Source organism: Streptomyces sp. JB150, from assembly GCF_011193355.1.
Lineage (GTDB): Bacteria > Actinomycetota > Actinomycetes > Streptomycetales > Streptomycetaceae > Streptomyces.
Map to the genome: position 1 here is coordinate 6,566,614 of NZ_CP049780.1, position 15,745 is coordinate 6,582,358.

Genomic DNA, 15,745 nt, shown 5'->3' on the forward strand with positions numbered 1-15,745 from the left:
CGGCGCGGGTGCCGGGGACCGCCTCAGCAGGCGTCCCGCATCAGCACCGCCAGATCGTGGTCCAGGTCGAGGTACGCGTCCTCAAGGCCCTCCGGCACCAGGCGGCGGGTCGCCTCCAGGAAGCGGCGTACGTCGGCCGAGCGGACGTGCACCACGGCGGTGCCCTCCGGGGCGTGGAACTCCAGGACGGTCCGGTCGTAGCCGTACGGCCGCACCCGCACGTCCCCCTGGCCCTCGGGGCCCTCCTGGCCGGCCGCGAGCAGTTCGCGGGAGAAGGTCCAGCACACTTCCACGCCCTCCAGCGTGGCCTGGGCCGGGAAGGTCATCCGGACGGCGAACGGATCGCGCCGGTCGTAGTACAGCGTGGCCGGGATGTTCGGCATCCGCGGCGCGGCGGCGACGAGGCGGGCCTCGACGGGCTGCTCGATAACGGTGGTCAACGCCTTGCTCCCTTCTGACGGCCGGACGGACTTCCGGGGATGAGGCCGGGCACAGGGAGAGACGTCGGAATCGGCGCGTCCGTGCATCTCCGTGCCGAGTGACCTCCGTCACCGTGTTCCATCCCGGCCGTGATTCAGTCATATGGATGTGCCGCGGGGGGTCCCAGCCGTCGCTCCGGTCCCAGGCCTCTGGACGCCCCCGCGGGCGTCCGCTAGCTTCGCCCGCCATGAGGCGCTGGGGGAGCAGGCGACGCACGGTACGCGCGGTACGGGCCGAACGAGGGCCAGGGAGGGGGTACGGGGGACGGGTACCGGCGGTGATCGCCGCCGTCGCGGCACTGGCCGCCCTCACCGGCGCCGCCCCCGCGCGGGCACACGACACGGCCCCGGCGACCCCGCCCTGGTCCTCGTCCTCGTCCTCGTCCTCGTCCTCCTGGTCATGGTCCCTGAAGGACACCGGCACCCCCGACGTGCGCTTCCGCGGCCTCGCCGCCGTCGGGCGGGACGTCGCCTGGGTCTCCGGCACCGGCGGAACGGTCCTGCGGACCACCGACGGGGGAGCGAGCTGGCGGAACGTCTCGCCGCCCGGCGCCACGGACCTCCAGTTCCGGGACATCGAGGCGTTCGACGCGCGGCGGGCGGTGGTGCTCGCCATCGGCGAGGGCGAGGCCTCCCGCGTGTACCGCACGGACGACGGGGGAGCGACCTGGACGGAGTCGTTCCGCAACACCGACCCGCGCGCCTTCTACGACTGCATGACCTTCTTCGACCGCCGCCACGGCCTGGCGATGAGCGACCCGGTGGACGGCAGGTTCCGCATCCTGGCCACGCGCGACGGCGGCCGCTCCTGGACGGTGCTGCCGGACGCGGGCATGCCGCCCGCCCTGGACGGCGAGGCCGGGTTCGCGGCGAGCGGGCAGTGCCTGGTCGCCTCCGGCCCGCGGGACGTGTGGCTGGCCACCGGCGGGGCGGCACGCGCGCGGGTGCTGCACTCCGCGGACCGCGGGCTGACGTGGACGGCCACCGACACCCCGCTCCCGGCCGGCGACCCGGCCCGGGGCGTCTTCGCGCTCGCCTTCCGCGACCGCGACCGCGACCGTGACGGCGACGGCGATCGTGACCGTGACCGCCACGGCGGCCGCCTCCACGGCCTCGCGGTGGGCGGCGACTACCGCCCCGACCAGAGCGCGCCCCGCGCGGCGGCGCACACCGCCGACGGCGGCCGTACCTGGCGCCCCGCCACCACGGCCCCGCCCGCCTACCGCTCCGGCGTCGCCTGGCTCCCGCACCACCGCGCCGCCGCCCTGGCCGTCGGCCCCACGGGCACCGACCTCACCACGGACGCCGGCCGCACCTGGCGCACGGTCGACACCGGGTCGTACGACACCGTGGACTGCGCGCCGGACCGCGGCTGCTGGGCCGCCGGGGAGAAGGGCCGGGTGGCCCAATTGGAGCACTGAGCGTGCGGGGCAGGCCTGTTGTCGGCAATGTGGGTACCCGTTCACTCATCGTGAAAGGAAGTGAGCGGACATGCCTCGTGGTTCGAGCCCCAAGCGGGAGCGTCAGTACGAGCACATCAAGAAGAGCGCCGAGGACCGGGGCGAGAGCACCGGCCGCGCCAAGGAGATCGCGGCGCGCACGGTGAACAAGGAACGCGCCCGTTCCGGCGAGTCCAGGACCGCCAGCCGCACCTCCACACAGGACATGTCCTCCGGCAAGCGGGGCGGCCAGCGCTCGGGCAAGGGCTCCCAGGGGCCCACCTACGAGCAGCTGTACCAGGAGGCCAAGAAGCGCAACATCCACGGCCGTTCGGACATGAACAAGGCCCAGTTGCAGCGCGCGCTCGGCAAGTGAGCCGTACCGCCGGCCCGCGCGGGCGGCCGGCCCCGTACGCTCGTCGCCACCATGACGATCGTACGCGTTCCCGCGGGCTGGCCCGCGACCGAGGAAGAGGCCCGCGCCGTCCAGGACGACCTGCGGGCGCGGGTGGTGCTGGACGAGCCGGGGCCGCCGCCCGGCACCGGGCACGTCACCGGGGTCGACGTCGCCTATGACGACGAGCGGGACGTCGTGGCGGCGGCGGCCGTGGTCCTGGACGCGGCGACCCTGGACGTCGTCGCCGAGGCCACGGCCGTCGGCCGCATCCCCTTCCCGTACGTGCCGGGCCTGCTGGCCTTCCGGGAGATCCCGACCGTGCTCGCCGCCCTGGACGCCCTCCCGTGCCCGCCCGGCCTGGTCGTCTGCGACGGCTACGGCCTCGCCCACCCGCGCCGCTTCGGCCTCGCCAGCCACCTCGGCGTGCTCACCGGCCTGCCGACGATCGGCGTCGCGAAGAACCCCTTCACCTTCGCCTACGACGAACCGGCCGCCCCGCGCGGAGCGTCGACGCCCCTCCGCGCGGACGACGAGGAGGTCGGCCGCGCCCTGCGCACCCGCGACGACGTCAAGCCGGTCTTCGTCTCCGTCGGCCACCGCGTGACCCTCGACAACGCCTGCGCCCACACCCTCGCGCTCACCCCGCGCTACCGCCTCCCCGAGACCACCCGCGAAGCCGACGCCCTGTGCCGCAAGGCGCTGCGCGAGGCGACGGGGGCCGATGCCCGGGTCGCCGCACGAGCCGCGCAGGGTCCCACCCGCTCATGGGGCCGGTCCCTGTTCGAGCGGCAGCCCGATCCCGTGACCTGGGCGGGGGAGGTCCTCGCGGCGGCGGCTTCCTCGGCACGGCTCCCGGAGGTCGACGCGGCGCTCGAGCTGGCGGGTGATTCCGCGCGGTGGAGCCGGGGCCGGGAGGTCTTCGACCGGATCCGCGGCGGCTCGCTCGCGGCCGAGGCCCGGCTCACCGATGAACAACGGCTCCTGGTCCGTCTCGCCGAGTTGGTCGCCAAGGTCGCCCACAACGCGGCGGGGCCGCCGCCGCTCTTCGACCACCATGCGGGCTGGCAGATCGGCCCTCTGGCCGCGCGCCTCGCCGACGAGACGTCCGACCCGGCCGTCCGGAAACGCGTGACGGCCGTGCTGGGGGAGTGGCCCAGGGGCGGCTCGGGCGCTCCGGTCTGAACCGCCGCCCGCGAGGGGATCCGGACACTCCGCCGCGCCCGGACGCTGAGTAGATGGCCTGAGTACTCGTACGGATGTGCCCATGGCGAGATCGGGGGCACGCTTGCCGTATGACTTCGCACCGTGCTCCCAAGCCGCTCGCCGACCCCGACCGCCCCGTGGAGCGCGCCGTGACGGCCGCGCTCGTCCTCGCCACGCTCGCGGGCGTCGGGTGGATAGCCGGGATGATCTACACGGTCGCCCAGTGGCCGCGGTAGGGCAGCGCGAACGGGGACGGACGCGCGCCGGGGCGACCACGTGCGCCGGGGCGGTCACCCGCGCCAGGGCGGTCACGTGCGCCGGATGAGGGGCTCACGCGACCGGCGGCCTACGCGTGTCCTTGAGCGGCGGTGCGTGACCTCATCGGCGCGCGCACTGCGAGCGGCGCCGCGACCGGCGGCCCGTGCGTGCCCTTCGAACGGCGGGCGGGACCGACGGCAGTCGGGCGGGACCGATCGCCGGCGCCCTGCAGCGGGAGCGGCGCGCGCCGGCGACCGACGCGCGCCCCCTTTCCGTGCCGGAGGCGGTGCTTCAGCGCCGTGCCGCCACCCGGAACGTGATGCCCGCCGCCCGCAGCCGCTCGGTCAGCGCGTCGCCCATCGCGACCGCCGTGGTGACCTGGCCGGAGGCCGGCGGCAGGTCGTCCGAGGCGAGGCACAGCGCCGCCTCGGCGAAGATCTTCGCCGTTTCGTCGTAGCCGGGGTCACCGCCCGCGACCTCGGTGTACACCCGCCGGCCGGCGCCCTCGCCGACGAAGCGCACCGAGAACCAGCTCCGCGCCCGCTTCTCGGCGCTCGGCCCGTCGCCCGGCTTGACCCGGTCGGACAGCCAGCGCCGCGCGGGCGGCACCTGAGCCGCCGCGAACAGCGCGCCGACGGCCGCCACCCCGCCGACCGCGACCGGCAGCCGGCGCACGGCGGCGTAGTGCCGGTAGCGGAAGTCGGGTCCGTAACGCTCCAGGGCCTTGGCCGAACGCCGCACGATCTGCGGATCGATCGTCGGCAGCGGCAGTGCCCAGGCGCCGACCTCCGGCGCGTACCGCGGACCGCCCGTCGGCGTGACCGCGCGGCGCCCCACCAGCCGCGGCTCGTGCCGGCGGCGGTCCCGCGCGGCGGCGATCATCTGCCGGCCGCGCGCGAACTGGTTCAGCGCGGAGGCGAACGTGCCGCCGGAGAAGGCCGCGTCCGCCCGCACGAACCCGTCCACGGTCAGCGGCACCCCCTCCGGCAGCTGCCGGACCGTGAAGTACACCCCCAGATCGTGCGGCACCGAGTCGAAGCCGCACGCGTGCACCAGCCGCGCGCCGGTCTCCCGCGCGCGTGCGTCGTGCCGGACGTACATCAGGTCCACGAACTCCGGCTCGCCGGTCAGGTCGAGATAGTCCGCGCCGGTGTCCGCGCAGGCCGCGACCAGTTCCTCGCCGTACGTCACGTACGGCCCGACCGTCGTGGCCACCACGCGCGCGTGCTCCGCGAGCCGGCGCAGCGAGGCGGGATCGGCGACGTCCGCCACCAGGACGCCGATCTCCGCGTCGCCGGGCTGCCGTTCGCGCAGTCGTTCGCACAGCCGCCGCAGCTTCTCCTCGCTGCGGCCCGCGACCGCCCAGCGCAGCCCCTCGGGCGCGTGCGCGGCCAGGTACTCCGCGGTGAGCGTCCCGACGAACCCGGTCGCCCCGAAGAGCACGATGTCGTACGGACGGTCCGCCCTTTTCAGCCTGCTCATGACACCTCTCGCTCACCATCGAGCCGCGCAGCCCGCGCCGCTGTCGGTGGCTGAGGCTAGCGTGAGGAGTGCGCAGCCCGAAGACGAGGCCGGAGGTGGACCATGGCGGTGGCCGCGAGCGCCCTGAAGAAGTGGGAGAAAGTGCGCGAGTTCGCCCTCGCCCTGCCGGGCGCCGCCGAGGAGTTCCCGTGGGGTGAGTCCGTCGCCAAGGTCAGCGGGAAGGTGTTCGTCTTCCTCGGCGTGGACGACGGCAGCCATCCCCTGGGCGTCACCGTCAAGCTGACCGACGGCACCGTCCACGCGCACGCCCTGACCGCCCCGGACGCCGAACCCGCCGGATACGGCCTCGGCAAGGCCGGCTGGGTCAGCGTCCCGCTGGAGCCCAAGGGGGCGCCCCCGGCGGAGCTGCTGTGCGACTGGGTCGAGGAGAGCTACCGCGCGGTCGCCCCCAAGCGCCTGATAGCGGACCTCGACGCACGCTGACCCCGGCCCGCGCCCGCCGGACCCCGCCTCGCCGAGCCACCCACGGGCGGCGCCGAACAGCTCATGCCGCCCACCCGGCCGAAAATGGCTAAGCGCTTGCTTGTTCAGGTCTTGTGCGGGCTGGAGCCCGTTCTTACCATCACCGGTGTTACATCAGTTGTGTCACAGCGAGGGGGCTGGATGACCACGGCCACGACGGCATCGCGCGGACCGCTCTCCGGCGTCCGGGTGATCGAGCTGGCCGGCATCGGCCCCGGACCCTTCGCCGCCATGCTCCTCGCCGACCTGGGCGCCGACGTGGTCCGCGTGGACCGCCCCGGCGGCCCCGGACTCGGCATCGACCCGGCGTCCGACGTCACCAACCGCAACAAGCGCTCCGTGATCGTCGACCTGAAGGCCCCCGGCGGCCCCGGCCTGGTCCTCGACCTCGCCGCCCGCGCCGACGTCCTCATCGAGGGCTACCGCCCGGGCGTTGCCGAACGGCTCGGCGTCGGCCCCAAGGCCTGCCACGCCCGCAACCCGCGCCTCGTCTACGGCCGGATGACCGGCTGGGGCCAGGACGGCCCGCTCGCCCACCGCGCGGGCCACGACATCGCGTATCTCGCGCTCACCGGCACCCTCGGCATGATCGGCGCCCCCGGCGAACCGCCCGCCGTGCCCGCCAACCTCCTCGGCGACTACGCGGGCGGCTCCCTCTACCTCGTCGTCGGCGTCCTCGCCGCCCTCCACCATGCCCGCGCCGCCGGCACCGGACAGGTGGTCGACGCGGCCATCGTCGACGGCGCCGCGCACCTGTCCGCGATGATCCACGGCATGCTGGCCGCCGGCGGCTGGCAGGACCGCCGCGGCGCCAACCTCCTCGACGGCGGCTGCCCCTTCTACGGCACCTACGAGACCGCCGACGGGCAGTACATGGCCGTCGGCGCGCTGGAGCGGCGGTTCTACGACGAGTTCATGACCCTCCTCGGCATCCCGGAGCAGGCCCCCGCCCGCGACGACCCCGCCCGCTGGCCGCGGCTGCGCGAAGCCGTCGCCGCCCGCTTCAGGTCCCGTACGCGGGACGAGTGGACGGCCGTCTTCGAGGGCTCCGACGCGTGCGTGGCGCCCGTGCTGTCCCTGCGCGAGGCCCCGCACCACCCGCACCTCGCCGCGCGGTCCACCTTCACCGGTTACGGCGGCATCACCCAGCCCGCGCCCGCCCCCCGCTTCTCCGCGACGCCCACGGCCGTCCGCACCGGCCCGGCCCGCCCCGGCGCCGACACGGCCTCCGTGGCCCGAGACTGGGAGGTACCCGGACTCCACCCGCCGCGGACCGGGCCCGCGCCCAGCACCCCCGAGCCGCCCCGCACTCCCGAGCCACCGAGCACCCCCGAGCCGCCCCGAGCCCACCCTCACCGAAAGGCCCCCTCGTGAGCACCGAAGCGTACGTGTACGACGCGATCCGCACCCCGCGCGGACGCGGCAAGGCGAACGGCGCCCTGCACGGCACGAAGCCCATCGACCTCGTGGTCGGACTGATCCACGAGATCCGCGACCGCTTCCCCGGCCTGGACCCGGCGGCCGTCGACGACATCGTCCTCGGCGTCGTCGGCCCGGTCGGGGACCAGGGCTCCGACATCGCGCGGATCGCCGCCATCGCCGCCGGCCTGCCCGACACGGTCGCCGGCGTGCAGGAGAACCGCTTCTGTGCGTCCGGCCTGGAAGCCGTCAACCTGGCGGCCGCCAAGGTGCGTTCCGGCTGGGAGGACCTGGTCCTGGCCGGCGGCGTCGAGTCGATGTCCCGGGTGCCGATGGCCTCCGACGGCGGCGCCTGGTTCAACGACCCGATGACCAACCTCGCGGTCGACTTCGTGCCGCAGGGCATCGGCGCCGACCTGATCGCCACCATCGAGGGCTTCTCCCGCCGCGACGTCGACGAGTACGCGGCCCTGTCGCAGGAGCGCGCGGCCACCGCGTGGAAGGAGGGCCGCTTCGAGCGGTCCGTCGTCCCCGTGAAGGACCGCAACGGACTCGTCGTCCTCGACCACGACGAGCACATGCGCCCCGGCACCACCGCCGACTCCCTCGCCAAGCTCAAGCCGTCCTTCGCGGACATCGGCGACCTGGGCGGCTTCGACGCCGTGGCGCTGCAGAAGTACCACTGGGTGGAGAAGATCGACCACGTCCACCACGCGGGCAACTCCTCCGGCATCGTCGACGGCGCCGCCCTCGTCGCCATCGGCTCCAGGGAGGTCGGCGAGCGCTACGGCCTCACCCCGCGCGCGCGGATCGTCTCCGCCGCCGTCTCCGGCTCCGAGCCCACCATCATGCTCACCGGACCCGCCCCCGCCACCCGCAAGGCGCTCGCCAAGGCCGGCCTGACCATCGACGACATCGACCTGGTCGAGATCAACGAGGCGTTCGCGGCGGTCGTGCTGCGCTTCGTGAAGGACATGGGCCTGTCCCTGGACAAGGTCAACGTCAACGGCGGCGCCATCGCCCTCGGCCACCCCCTCGGCGCCACCGGCGCGATGATCCTCGGCACCCTGGTGGACGAACTGGAGCGCCAGGACAAGCGGTACGGCCTGGCCACCCTCTGCGTCGGCGGCGGCATGGGCATCGCCACCGTCGTCGAGCGCCTGTGAACTCCCCGCGGACCCACCAGACTTCTACGGAGACCCCTGTCATGACCGAGAGCACCACGATCCGCTGGGAACAGGACGACACCGGTGTCGTCACCCTCGTCCTCGACGACCCGAACCAGTCCGCGAACACCATGAACCAGGCGTTCCGCGACTCCCTCGCCGCGATCACCGACCGCCTGGAGGCCGAGAAGGACTCCCTCCGCGGCGTCATCGTCACCTCCGCGAAGAAGACCTTCTTCGCCGGCGGCGACCTGCGCGACCTGATCCGCGTCACCCCGGAGACCGCCCAGGAGCTGTTCGACGGCGGCATGGCGATCAAGCGGAACCTGCGCCGCATCGAGACCCTGGGCAAGCCGGTCGTCGCCGCGATGAACGGCGCGGCCCTCGGCGGCGGCTTCGAGATCGCCCTCGCCTGCCACCACCGGATCGCCCTCGACGCCCCCGGCTCCAAGATCGGCTGCCCCGAGGTCACCCTCGGCCTGCTCCCCGGCGGCGGCGGAGTCGTCCGCACCGTCCGGCTGCTCGGCATCGCCGACGCCCTGCTGAAGGTGCTGCTCCAGGGCACCCAGTACAGCCCCCGGCGCGCCCTGGAGAACGGCCTGGTGCACGAGGTGGCCGCGACGCGGGAGGAGATGCTGGCCAAGGCCCGCGCCTTCATCGACGCCCACCCCGAGTCCCAGCAGCCCTGGGACAGGCCCGGCTACCGCATCCCCGGCGGCACCCCCGCCCACCCGAAGTTCGCCGCCAACCTCCCGGCCTTCCCGGCCAACCTGCGCAAGCAGACCGGCGGCGCCCCCTACCCGGCCCCGCGCAACATCCTCGCCGCGGCCGTCGAGGGCTCCCAGGTCGACTTCGAGACCGCCCAGGTCATCGAGGCCCGCTACTTCGTGGAACTGGCCGCCGGGCAGATCTCGAAGAACATGATCCAGGCGTTCTTCTTCGACCTCCAGGCCGTCAACTCCGGCGCCAACCGCCCCAAGGGCGTCGAACCGCGCCAGGTCCGCAAGGTCGCCGTGCTCGGCGCGGGCATGATGGGCGCCGGCATCGCCTACTCGTGCGCCCGCGCGGGCATCGACGTCGTCCTGAAGGACGTCTCCCTGGAGGCCGCCCTCAAGGGCAAGGGCTACTCGGAGAAGCTATGCGCCAAGGCCGTCTCCCGCGGCCGTACCACCCGGGAGAAGGCGGACGCGCTGCTCGCCCGCATCACGCCCACCGCCGACGTGCAGGACCTGGCGGGCTGCGACGCGGTCATCGAGGCGGTCTTCGAGGACACCGCCCTGAAGCACAAGGTGTTCCAGGAGATCGAGCAGATCGTCGCCCCGGACGCCCTGCTGTGCTCCAACACCTCCACCCTGCCCATCACCACCCTCGCCGAGGGCGTCGAACGCCAGGCCGACTTCATCGGGCTGCACTTCTTCTCGCCGGTCGACAAGATGCCGCTCGTCGAGATCATCAAGGGCGCGCGCACCGGCGAGGAGGCGCTGGCCCGCGCCTTCGACCTGGTCCGGCAGATCAACAAGACGCCGATCGTGGTCAACGACTCGCGCGGCTTCTTCACCTCCCGCGTGATCGGCCACTTCATCAACGAGGGCGTCGCGATGGTCGGCGAGGGCATCGAGCCCGCGTCCGTCGAGCAGGCCGCCGCCCAGGCGGGCTACCCGGCCAAGGTGCTGTCCCTGATGGACGAACTGACCCTGACCCTGCCCCGCAAGATCCGCAACGAGACGAAGCGGGCCGTCGAGGAGGCGGGCGGCACCTGGACCCCGCACCCGGCGGAGGCCGTCATCGACCGCATGGTCGACGAGTTCGGCCGCACCGGCCGCAGCGGCGGCGCCGGCTTCTACGACTACGACGACAGCGGCAAGCGCACGGGCCTGTGGCCGGGCCTGCGCGAGCACTTCACCCAGCCCGGCCACACGATCCCCTTCGAGGACATGCGGGAGCGCATGCTCTTCTCGGAGGCGCTGGACACCGTCCGGCTGCTGGAGGAGGGCGTCCTGACGTCCGTCGCCGACGCCAACATCGGCTCGATCTTCGGCATCGGCTTCCCCGGCTGGACGGGTGGCGTCCTGCAGTACATCAACGGCTACGAGGGAGGCCTGCCCGGCTTCGTGGCCCGCGCGCGGGAGCTGGCCGAGCGCTACGGCGAGCGGTTCACGCCCCCTGCGCTGCTGGTCGAGAAGGCGGAGAAGGGGGAGCGCTTCACCGACTAGCGCGGCGGTCCCAGGGGTGTCACGTGGCTCACCTCGCGCCCGGCCGGGTGAGCCACTCGCCCAGCTCCTCCCGCAGCGAGCGCTGGAAGGTCGTCAGCAGCGCCTGCACGACCAGCGGCTGGATGTGCGCCGACAGCGACCGCACGTCCCGCTCGTCGCGCTCCGACACCTCGCCCCGCAGCAGCCGGGACAGCTCACGGGCCGCGGCCCGCGAGTGCTCGATGAGGACCGCGCGGGCCGCCAGGATGGCCTCCTGCGACATCGGTACGTCCAGCAGCCGCACCCCGAGCCGCAGCAGGCCCAGGTCCACGCGGTAGCCGTCGCCGTCCGGCCGGACGACGTCCATGGCCACCAGGCGATCCACCTCGTCGTCGCCCAGCGCCCGCCCGGCCCGCTTCTCCAGCTCCGCCCGGCTCACCGTCTCCACGGTGTCCGGCGCCCAGGAGGCCACCACCGCGCGGTGGATCGCCAGGTCCTGCGGGCTGAGGTCCGGCGGCAGCTGCTGGAGGTAGCGCTCGATCCCCGCGAGGGTCATGCCCTGGTGCTGCAGCTCCTCGATGAGCGCCAGGCGGGCCAGGTGCTCACGGCCGTAGTGCCCCACCCGGCGCGGGCCGATGACCGGCGGGGGCAGCAGGCCCCGGGTGCTGTAGAAGCGCACCGTGCGCACCGTGACACCGGCCCGCGCGGCCAGCTCGTCGACGGTGAGGGGCGGCTCCTCGGCATGGCTTGTCATGTGCAGCAGTATCGCTGTCTCACCAGGGGTGTGAAACCTCCGGCGATCCTGTGAGAAGTAACGCTCTGTGATGTGAGTCACCGCGCGTCACGAAGCCCTGTGGGAAGGTGCTGCCTTGGTCTGTGCCGCAACACCCAGGGTGGTGCGGGCCGAGTCACCGTACGGACACCCGGCGCGTACAGCGCGCCGGGCGCACCAGAGAGTGGAACCACCCGTGAGCAAGGACGCCGTGGAAACGGCACCGGTCGCCGCACACCCCGAGGCGACCCAGGCGCCCGCGGACGCGGGCGACGCCGGTTACAGCAAGGACCTCAAGGCCCGCCACGTCAACATGATCGCCATCGGCGGCGCGATCGGCACCGGACTCTTCCTCGGCGCCGGCGGCCGCCTGCACAACGCGGGCCCCGCGCTCGCGCTGGCCTATCTGGTCTGCGGCATCTTCGCCTTCTTCGTCGTCCGGGCCCTCGGCGAGCTGGTCCTGTACCGGCCGTCCTCGGGCTCGTTCGTGTCGTACGCGCGCGAGTTCCTCGGCGAGAAGGGCGCGTACGTCGCCGGCTGGATGTACTTCCTGAACTGGTCGACGACCGGTATCGCCGACATCACCGCGATCGCGCTCTACACGCACTACTGGAGCGCCTTCACCGACATCCCGCAGTGGGTGCTCGCCCTGATCGCGCTCGCCGTGGTCCTCGCGGTGAACCTGATCTCCGTGAAGATCTTCGGCGAGATGGAGTTCTGGTTCGCGATCATCAAGGTCGCGACGCTCGTCGCCTTCATGTTCGTCGGCGTCTTCCTGCTGGCCACCCAGCACGAGGTCGGCGGCCAGACGCCCGGCCTGCACGTGATCACCGACAACGGCGGCGTCTTCCCGCACGGCCTGATGCCCGTCGTCCTCGTCATGCAGGGCGTGATCTTCGCCTACGCCGCGCTGGAGCTGGTCGGTGTCGCCGCGGGCGAGACCGCCGAGCCGGAGAAGATCGTCCCCCGCGCGGTCAACTCGATCATGTGGCGGGTCGGCCTCTTCTACGTCGGCTCGGTCGTCCTCCTGGCCCTGCTGCTGCCCGGCTCCGTGTACTCCGCGAACGAGAGTCCCTTCGTCACCGTCCTGTCGAAGATCGGCGTCCCGGCCGCGGGCGACGTGATGAACCTGGTGGTCCTCACCGCCGCCATGTCCTCGCTGAACTCCGGCCTGTACTCCACCGGCCGCATCCTGCGTTCCATGGCCATGGCGGGCTCCGCGCCGAAGTTCACCGCCCGGATGAACCGCAGCCAGGTGCCCTACGGCGGCATCCTGCTGACCTGCGCGGTCTGCGTGCTCGGCGTCGCCCTGAACTTCGTCATGCCCCACCAGGCCTTCGAGATCGTGCTGAACGTCGCCTCGCTCGGCATCATCTCCACCTGGGTGATCATCATGATCTGTCACCTGATCTTCGTCCGCCGGGCCAAGGCGGGCCTGGTGCAGCGACCGTCTTTCCGGCTCCCCGGCAGCCCGGTCACCGAGATCGCCACGATCACCTTCCTGCTGGTCTGCCTCGGCATGATGGGCAACGACCCGGAGGTCGGCCGCTGGACCCTCCTCCTCGTCCCGTTCATCGCCCTCGCCCTGGTCGCCGGCTGGTTCGGCGTCCGCCGCCGCGTCTCCGAGACCGCGGACCAGGAGCTGGCCAAGCTCACGAAGTAGCGCGAGGCCGGCGGCTCAGCGCCGCTGTCAGTGGCATCGCCCACGGTGGCGCCAGGCCGGGGACCGATGATCTCCGGCCTGGCGCCACCGTCGCGTCGCGCCCCTCCGCAGCGCCCCGCGGCGAGGCACCGCGGCCTGCCGGGCGCAGCGGATAGGGTGCGCACGGACCGCAGGAACAAGGGCCGTGACGGCGTACGACCATGGGGGGCCGGAGTTGAGCCGCGACACCGATGTACTCGTGCTGGGCGGGGCGGGCGTGGACACCATCGTCCACGTACCGCAGCTGCCGCTGCCGTACGCCGACAGCTACCAGATCCACGACGGCATCCGCACCCGCGCGGGCCAGACCGGCGACTTCCTGTCCCTCGGCCTGACCGCCCTGGGCCTGCGCACCCACCACCTGGACTTCCTCGGCGACGACCCCGAGGGCGACCTGGTGAGGGCCCTGCACCGGGACCACGGCATCGCGCTCACCGCGATCCCGCAGCCCGCCGGCACCAAGCGGGCCGTCAACCTGGTCGGCCCGGACGGCCGCCGGCTGTCCCTGTACGACAGCAGCCGCGCCCGGCCCGACGACCGCCTCCCCGAGGCCACGGTCCGGGACCTGGCCGCACGCAGCCGCCACGTCCACGTCTCCATCACCCAGCCGTGCGTCCACGCCCTGCCCGTGCTGCGCGGGACCGGCGTGACGATCTCCACCGACCTGCACGACTGGGACGGCGAGAACCCGTACCACGAGCCGTTCGCGCTCGCCGCGGACATCGTCTTCGTCTCCGCCGCCCGCCTCACCGACGTCGAGGGCACCCTGCGCCGTATCACCGAGCGGGGCCGCGCCCGCGCGGTCGTCGCCACGGCCGGCGCCGAGGGCGCCCACCTGCTCGCCGACGGCGAGCTGAGCCACGTACCGCCGGTGACGCCGCCCGCGCCGGTGGTGGACTCCAACGGCGCGGGCGACGCCTTCGCCGCCGCTTTCCTCTTCGGCTTCCTGCGCGGCGAGCCGCCCCGGCGCTGCGCCCGCTACGGCGCGATCGCGGGCGCCCACGCCTGCACGGTGCCGTCGACGCGGGTCGACGCCATCGCCCGGGAGGACCTGCTGCGGCGAGCGGCCGAACCGGACCCCTCGGTGACGGTCGCCGGCCCGTAGCCCTCAGTCCTCGTGCCCGTGCCCCCGCCCGTGCTCGTGCGCACCGTTCGTCGCCGCGATCTTCTTCCACGACTTCGGCTGCGCGACGGCCTTCGCGGTGCGGGGCGTGATCGACGCGTCCCGTGCCGCCGTCGCCCCCGGCTTCGACGGCTGGTACAGCCAGGTGTCGAACAGCGCGGCCAGCGGCTTGCCGGACACCTCCTCCGCGTACCGCCGGAAGTCGGCGACGCTCGCGTTGCCGTGCGCGTGCCGCTGCGGCCAGCCCTTGAGGAGCGTGAAGAAGTCCGCGTCGCCGATCTCGTTGCGCAGCGCCTGCAGAGCGAGCGCGCCCCGGTCGTAGACGGCGACGTGGAACTGGTTGTCGGGGCCCGGGTCGCCGGGCTCTACCGTCCAGAAGGGGTCGTCGGCCGGCCGTGAGGCGTACACGTGGTCGGCGATCTCCTGCGCCGTCCCCTCGCCCTCGTGCTCGGACCACAGCCACTGCGCGTACCGCGCGAAGCCCTCGTTGATCCAGATGTCCTTCCACTGCCGCACGGACACCAGGTCGCCGTACCACTGGTGGGCCAGCTCGTGCACGACCAGCGACGTGTTGGTGCCGTTCGCGAACTGCCGCGGGCTGTAGAACGGCCGGGTCTGGGTCTCCAGCGCGTACCCGGTGTCCGTGTTCGGCACGTAGCCGCCGAGCGCGTTGTACGGGTACGGGCCGAAGTACCCGGTCAGCCAGTCGGCGATCTCCCCGGTCCGCTCGATGCTGGCCCGCGCGGCCCCGTAGTGGTCGCCGAGGTCCTTGCTGTAGGCGTTGACGACCGGGATGCCGCTCTCCGTCTTCCCGGTGGTGAGGTCGAACCGGCCGACGGCGAGCGTGGCGAGATACGTCGCCTGCGGCTTGTTGGAGCGCCAGTTCCAGCGGGTCCAGCCGAGGCGGGAACTCGTCGACTGCAGCGTGCCGTTGGAGATGGCCTGGGTGCCGTCCGGGACCAGCACCGACACGTCGTAGGTGGCCTTGTCCAGCGGGTGGTCGTTGGCGGGGAACCACCACCAGGCCGCCTCGGGCTCGTTCGCCGCCACCCCGCCGTCCGGGGTGCGGTGCCAGCTGGTGAAGCCGTACGCCTCCTTCTGCGACGGCACTCCGCTGTAGCGGACCACGACGGTGACGGCCGTGCCCTTGTCGAGCGGGGTCTTCGGCGTGATCTCCAGCTCGTGCTCGCCGGTCGCCCGGAACTTCGCGAGGGCCCCGTTGACGCGCACCTCGCTCACGTCGAGCAGGAAGTCCAGGTTGAACGTCGACAGGTCCTGGGTGGTGCGGGCGAGGAGGGTCGCCGTGCCCTCCAGCCGGTCGGTGGCGGGCTGGTACTTCAGCCGGAGGTCGTAGTGGGAGACGTCGTAGCCGCCGTTGCCGTACGCCGGGTAGTAGGGGTCGCCGATGCCCGGCGCGCCGGGGGCGTGACTCGCGGCCGATGCCGGGATCGCCAGCAGGAGGGAGGCCGCGGCCAGCGCGCCCGGAGCGGTGATTCTGCGGTGCACGTCAGCTCCAAATCCTGGGTGGACAGGCCCTGTTCGGGTGTGTTCGAAGCCTAAGCAGACCCCGCACCTGCGAGCATGTCCATGG

13 protein-coding genes and 1 pseudogene are annotated in these 15,745 nt (G+C 73.2%); 10 read left to right on the forward strand and 4 right to left on the reverse strand.

Going from position 1 to position 15,745, the window contains the following annotated elements; genetic code table 11:
- Window positions 1-23: 23 nt before the first annotated feature.
- The gene (locus G7Z13_RS29895; protein ID WP_166003425.1) at window positions 24-440 is read right to left on the reverse strand and encodes an SsgA family sporulation/cell division regulator; all 417 of its coding nucleotides are present in this window, start codon (window positions 438-440) and stop codon (window positions 24-26) included.
- Between the two features lie 317 nt (window positions 441-757).
- Here G7Z13_RS29895 and G7Z13_RS29900 point away from each other — a divergent pair, with 317 nt between their 5' ends.
- From G7Z13_RS29900 to G7Z13_RS29920, 4 genes and pseudogenes are all read left to right on the forward strand, one after another.
- Window positions 758-1,900 (forward strand): oxidoreductase, encoded by a 1,143-nt coding sequence (locus tag G7Z13_RS29900; protein WP_166003426.1) that lies wholly within the window; start codon window positions 758-760, stop codon window positions 1,898-1,900.
- A gap of 70 nt (window positions 1,901-1,970) precedes the next feature.
- Entirely contained in the window at window positions 1,971-2,294 is a 324-nt protein-coding gene (locus tag G7Z13_RS29905; protein WP_166003429.1) for a plasmid stabilization protein, read from the forward strand.
- A 51-nt stretch (window positions 2,295-2,345) separates the two neighbouring features.
- A pseudogene (locus G7Z13_RS29910) lies at window positions 2,346-3,029 on the forward strand (endonuclease V); the annotation flags it as partial.
- 578 nt (window positions 3,030-3,607) lie between these two features.
- A complete protein-coding gene (locus tag G7Z13_RS29920; RefSeq protein ID WP_166003431.1) occupies window positions 3,608-3,754 on the forward strand; it encodes a hypothetical protein in 147 nt (48 codons plus the stop codon).
- Between the two features lie 313 nt (window positions 3,755-4,067).
- Here G7Z13_RS29920 and G7Z13_RS29925 read toward each other — a convergent pair whose 3' ends face one another.
- The gene (locus tag G7Z13_RS29925) at window positions 4,068-5,258 is read right to left on the reverse strand and encodes a saccharopine dehydrogenase NADP-binding domain-containing protein (protein WP_166003433.1); all 1,191 of its coding nucleotides are present in this window, start codon (window positions 5,256-5,258) and stop codon (window positions 4,068-4,070) included.
- A gap of 102 nt (window positions 5,259-5,360) precedes the next feature.
- Between G7Z13_RS29925 and G7Z13_RS29930 the strand changes: the two genes are divergently transcribed.
- The 4 genes from G7Z13_RS29930 to G7Z13_RS29945 all read left to right on the forward strand — a co-directional run bounded on the left by G7Z13_RS29930 (window position 5,361) and on the right by G7Z13_RS29945 (window position 10,578).
- Window positions 5,361-5,741: an MmcQ/YjbR family DNA-binding protein gene (locus tag G7Z13_RS29930; RefSeq protein WP_166003435.1), complete on the forward strand. Its 381-nt coding sequence runs from the start codon at window positions 5,361-5,363 to the stop codon at window positions 5,739-5,741.
- Window positions 5,742-5,921: 180 nt separating this feature from the next.
- Window positions 5,922-7,154 (forward strand): CaiB/BaiF CoA-transferase family protein, encoded by a 1,233-nt coding sequence (locus tag G7Z13_RS29935; protein ID WP_166003437.1) that lies wholly within the window; start codon window positions 5,922-5,924, stop codon window positions 7,152-7,154.
- Entirely contained in the window at window positions 7,151-8,365 is a 1,215-nt protein-coding gene (locus G7Z13_RS29940) for an acetyl-CoA C-acetyltransferase (protein ID WP_166003439.1), read from the forward strand. Before G7Z13_RS29935 ends, G7Z13_RS29940 begins: the two co-directional genes overlap by 4 nt.
- 41 nt (window positions 8,366-8,406) lie before the next feature.
- The gene (locus tag G7Z13_RS29945) at window positions 8,407-10,578 is read left to right on the forward strand and encodes a 3-hydroxyacyl-CoA dehydrogenase NAD-binding domain-containing protein (RefSeq protein ID WP_166003441.1); all 2,172 of its coding nucleotides are present in this window, start codon (window positions 8,407-8,409) and stop codon (window positions 10,576-10,578) included.
- A 28-nt stretch (window positions 10,579-10,606) separates the two neighbouring features.
- Here the strand turns inward: G7Z13_RS29945 and G7Z13_RS29950 are convergent, their stop codons facing one another.
- Complete coding sequence (locus G7Z13_RS29950) at window positions 10,607-11,311, reverse strand: MerR family transcriptional regulator (RefSeq protein WP_166003443.1); 705 nt, start codon at window positions 11,309-11,311, stop codon at window positions 10,607-10,609.
- 214 nt (window positions 11,312-11,525) lie between these two features.
- Between G7Z13_RS29950 and G7Z13_RS29955 the strand changes: the two genes are divergently transcribed.
- On the forward strand, window positions 11,526-12,992 hold the full coding sequence (locus G7Z13_RS29955) for an amino acid permease (RefSeq protein WP_166003444.1): 1,467 nt from the start codon (window positions 11,526-11,528) through the stop codon (window positions 12,990-12,992).
- A 214-nt stretch (window positions 12,993-13,206) separates the two neighbouring features.
- Window positions 13,207-14,136, forward strand: a complete 930-nt coding sequence (locus G7Z13_RS29960; protein WP_166005438.1) for a PfkB family carbohydrate kinase — start codon at window positions 13,207-13,209, stop codon at window positions 14,134-14,136.
- 3 nt (window positions 14,137-14,139) lie between these two features.
- Here the strand turns inward: G7Z13_RS29960 and G7Z13_RS29965 are convergent, their stop codons facing one another.
- Window positions 14,140-15,660, reverse strand: a complete 1,521-nt coding sequence (locus tag G7Z13_RS29965; protein ID WP_206313168.1) for a M1 family metallopeptidase — start codon at window positions 15,658-15,660, stop codon at window positions 14,140-14,142.
- Between the last annotated feature and the right edge of the window lie 85 nt (window positions 15,661-15,745).

Excerpts from the sequence above, each read along its gene's own strand:
- G7Z13_RS29905 (WP_166003429.1), top strand. The coding sequence starts at position 1,971 with ATGCCTCGTGGTTCGAGCCCCAAGCGGGAGCGTCAGTACGAGCACATC.
- G7Z13_RS29935 (WP_166003437.1), top strand. The coding sequence starts at position 5,922 with ATGACCACGGCCACGACGGCATCGCGCGGACCGCTCTCCGGCGTCCGG.
- G7Z13_RS29930 (WP_166003435.1), top strand. The coding sequence starts at position 5,361 with ATGGCGGTGGCCGCGAGCGCCCTGAAGAAGTGGGAGAAAGTGCGCGAG.
- G7Z13_RS29920 (WP_166003431.1), top strand. The coding sequence starts at position 3,608 with ATGACTTCGCACCGTGCTCCCAAGCCGCTCGCCGACCCCGACCGCCCC.
- G7Z13_RS29945 (WP_166003441.1), top strand. The coding sequence starts at position 8,407 with ATGACCGAGAGCACCACGATCCGCTGGGAACAGGACGACACCGGTGTC.
- G7Z13_RS29925 (WP_166003433.1), bottom strand. The coding sequence starts at position 5,258 with ATGAGCAGGCTGAAAAGGGCGGACCGTCCGTACGACATCGTGCTCTTC.
- G7Z13_RS29950 (WP_166003443.1), bottom strand. The coding sequence starts at position 11,311 with ATGACAAGCCATGCCGAGGAGCCGCCCCTCACCGTCGACGAGCTGGCC.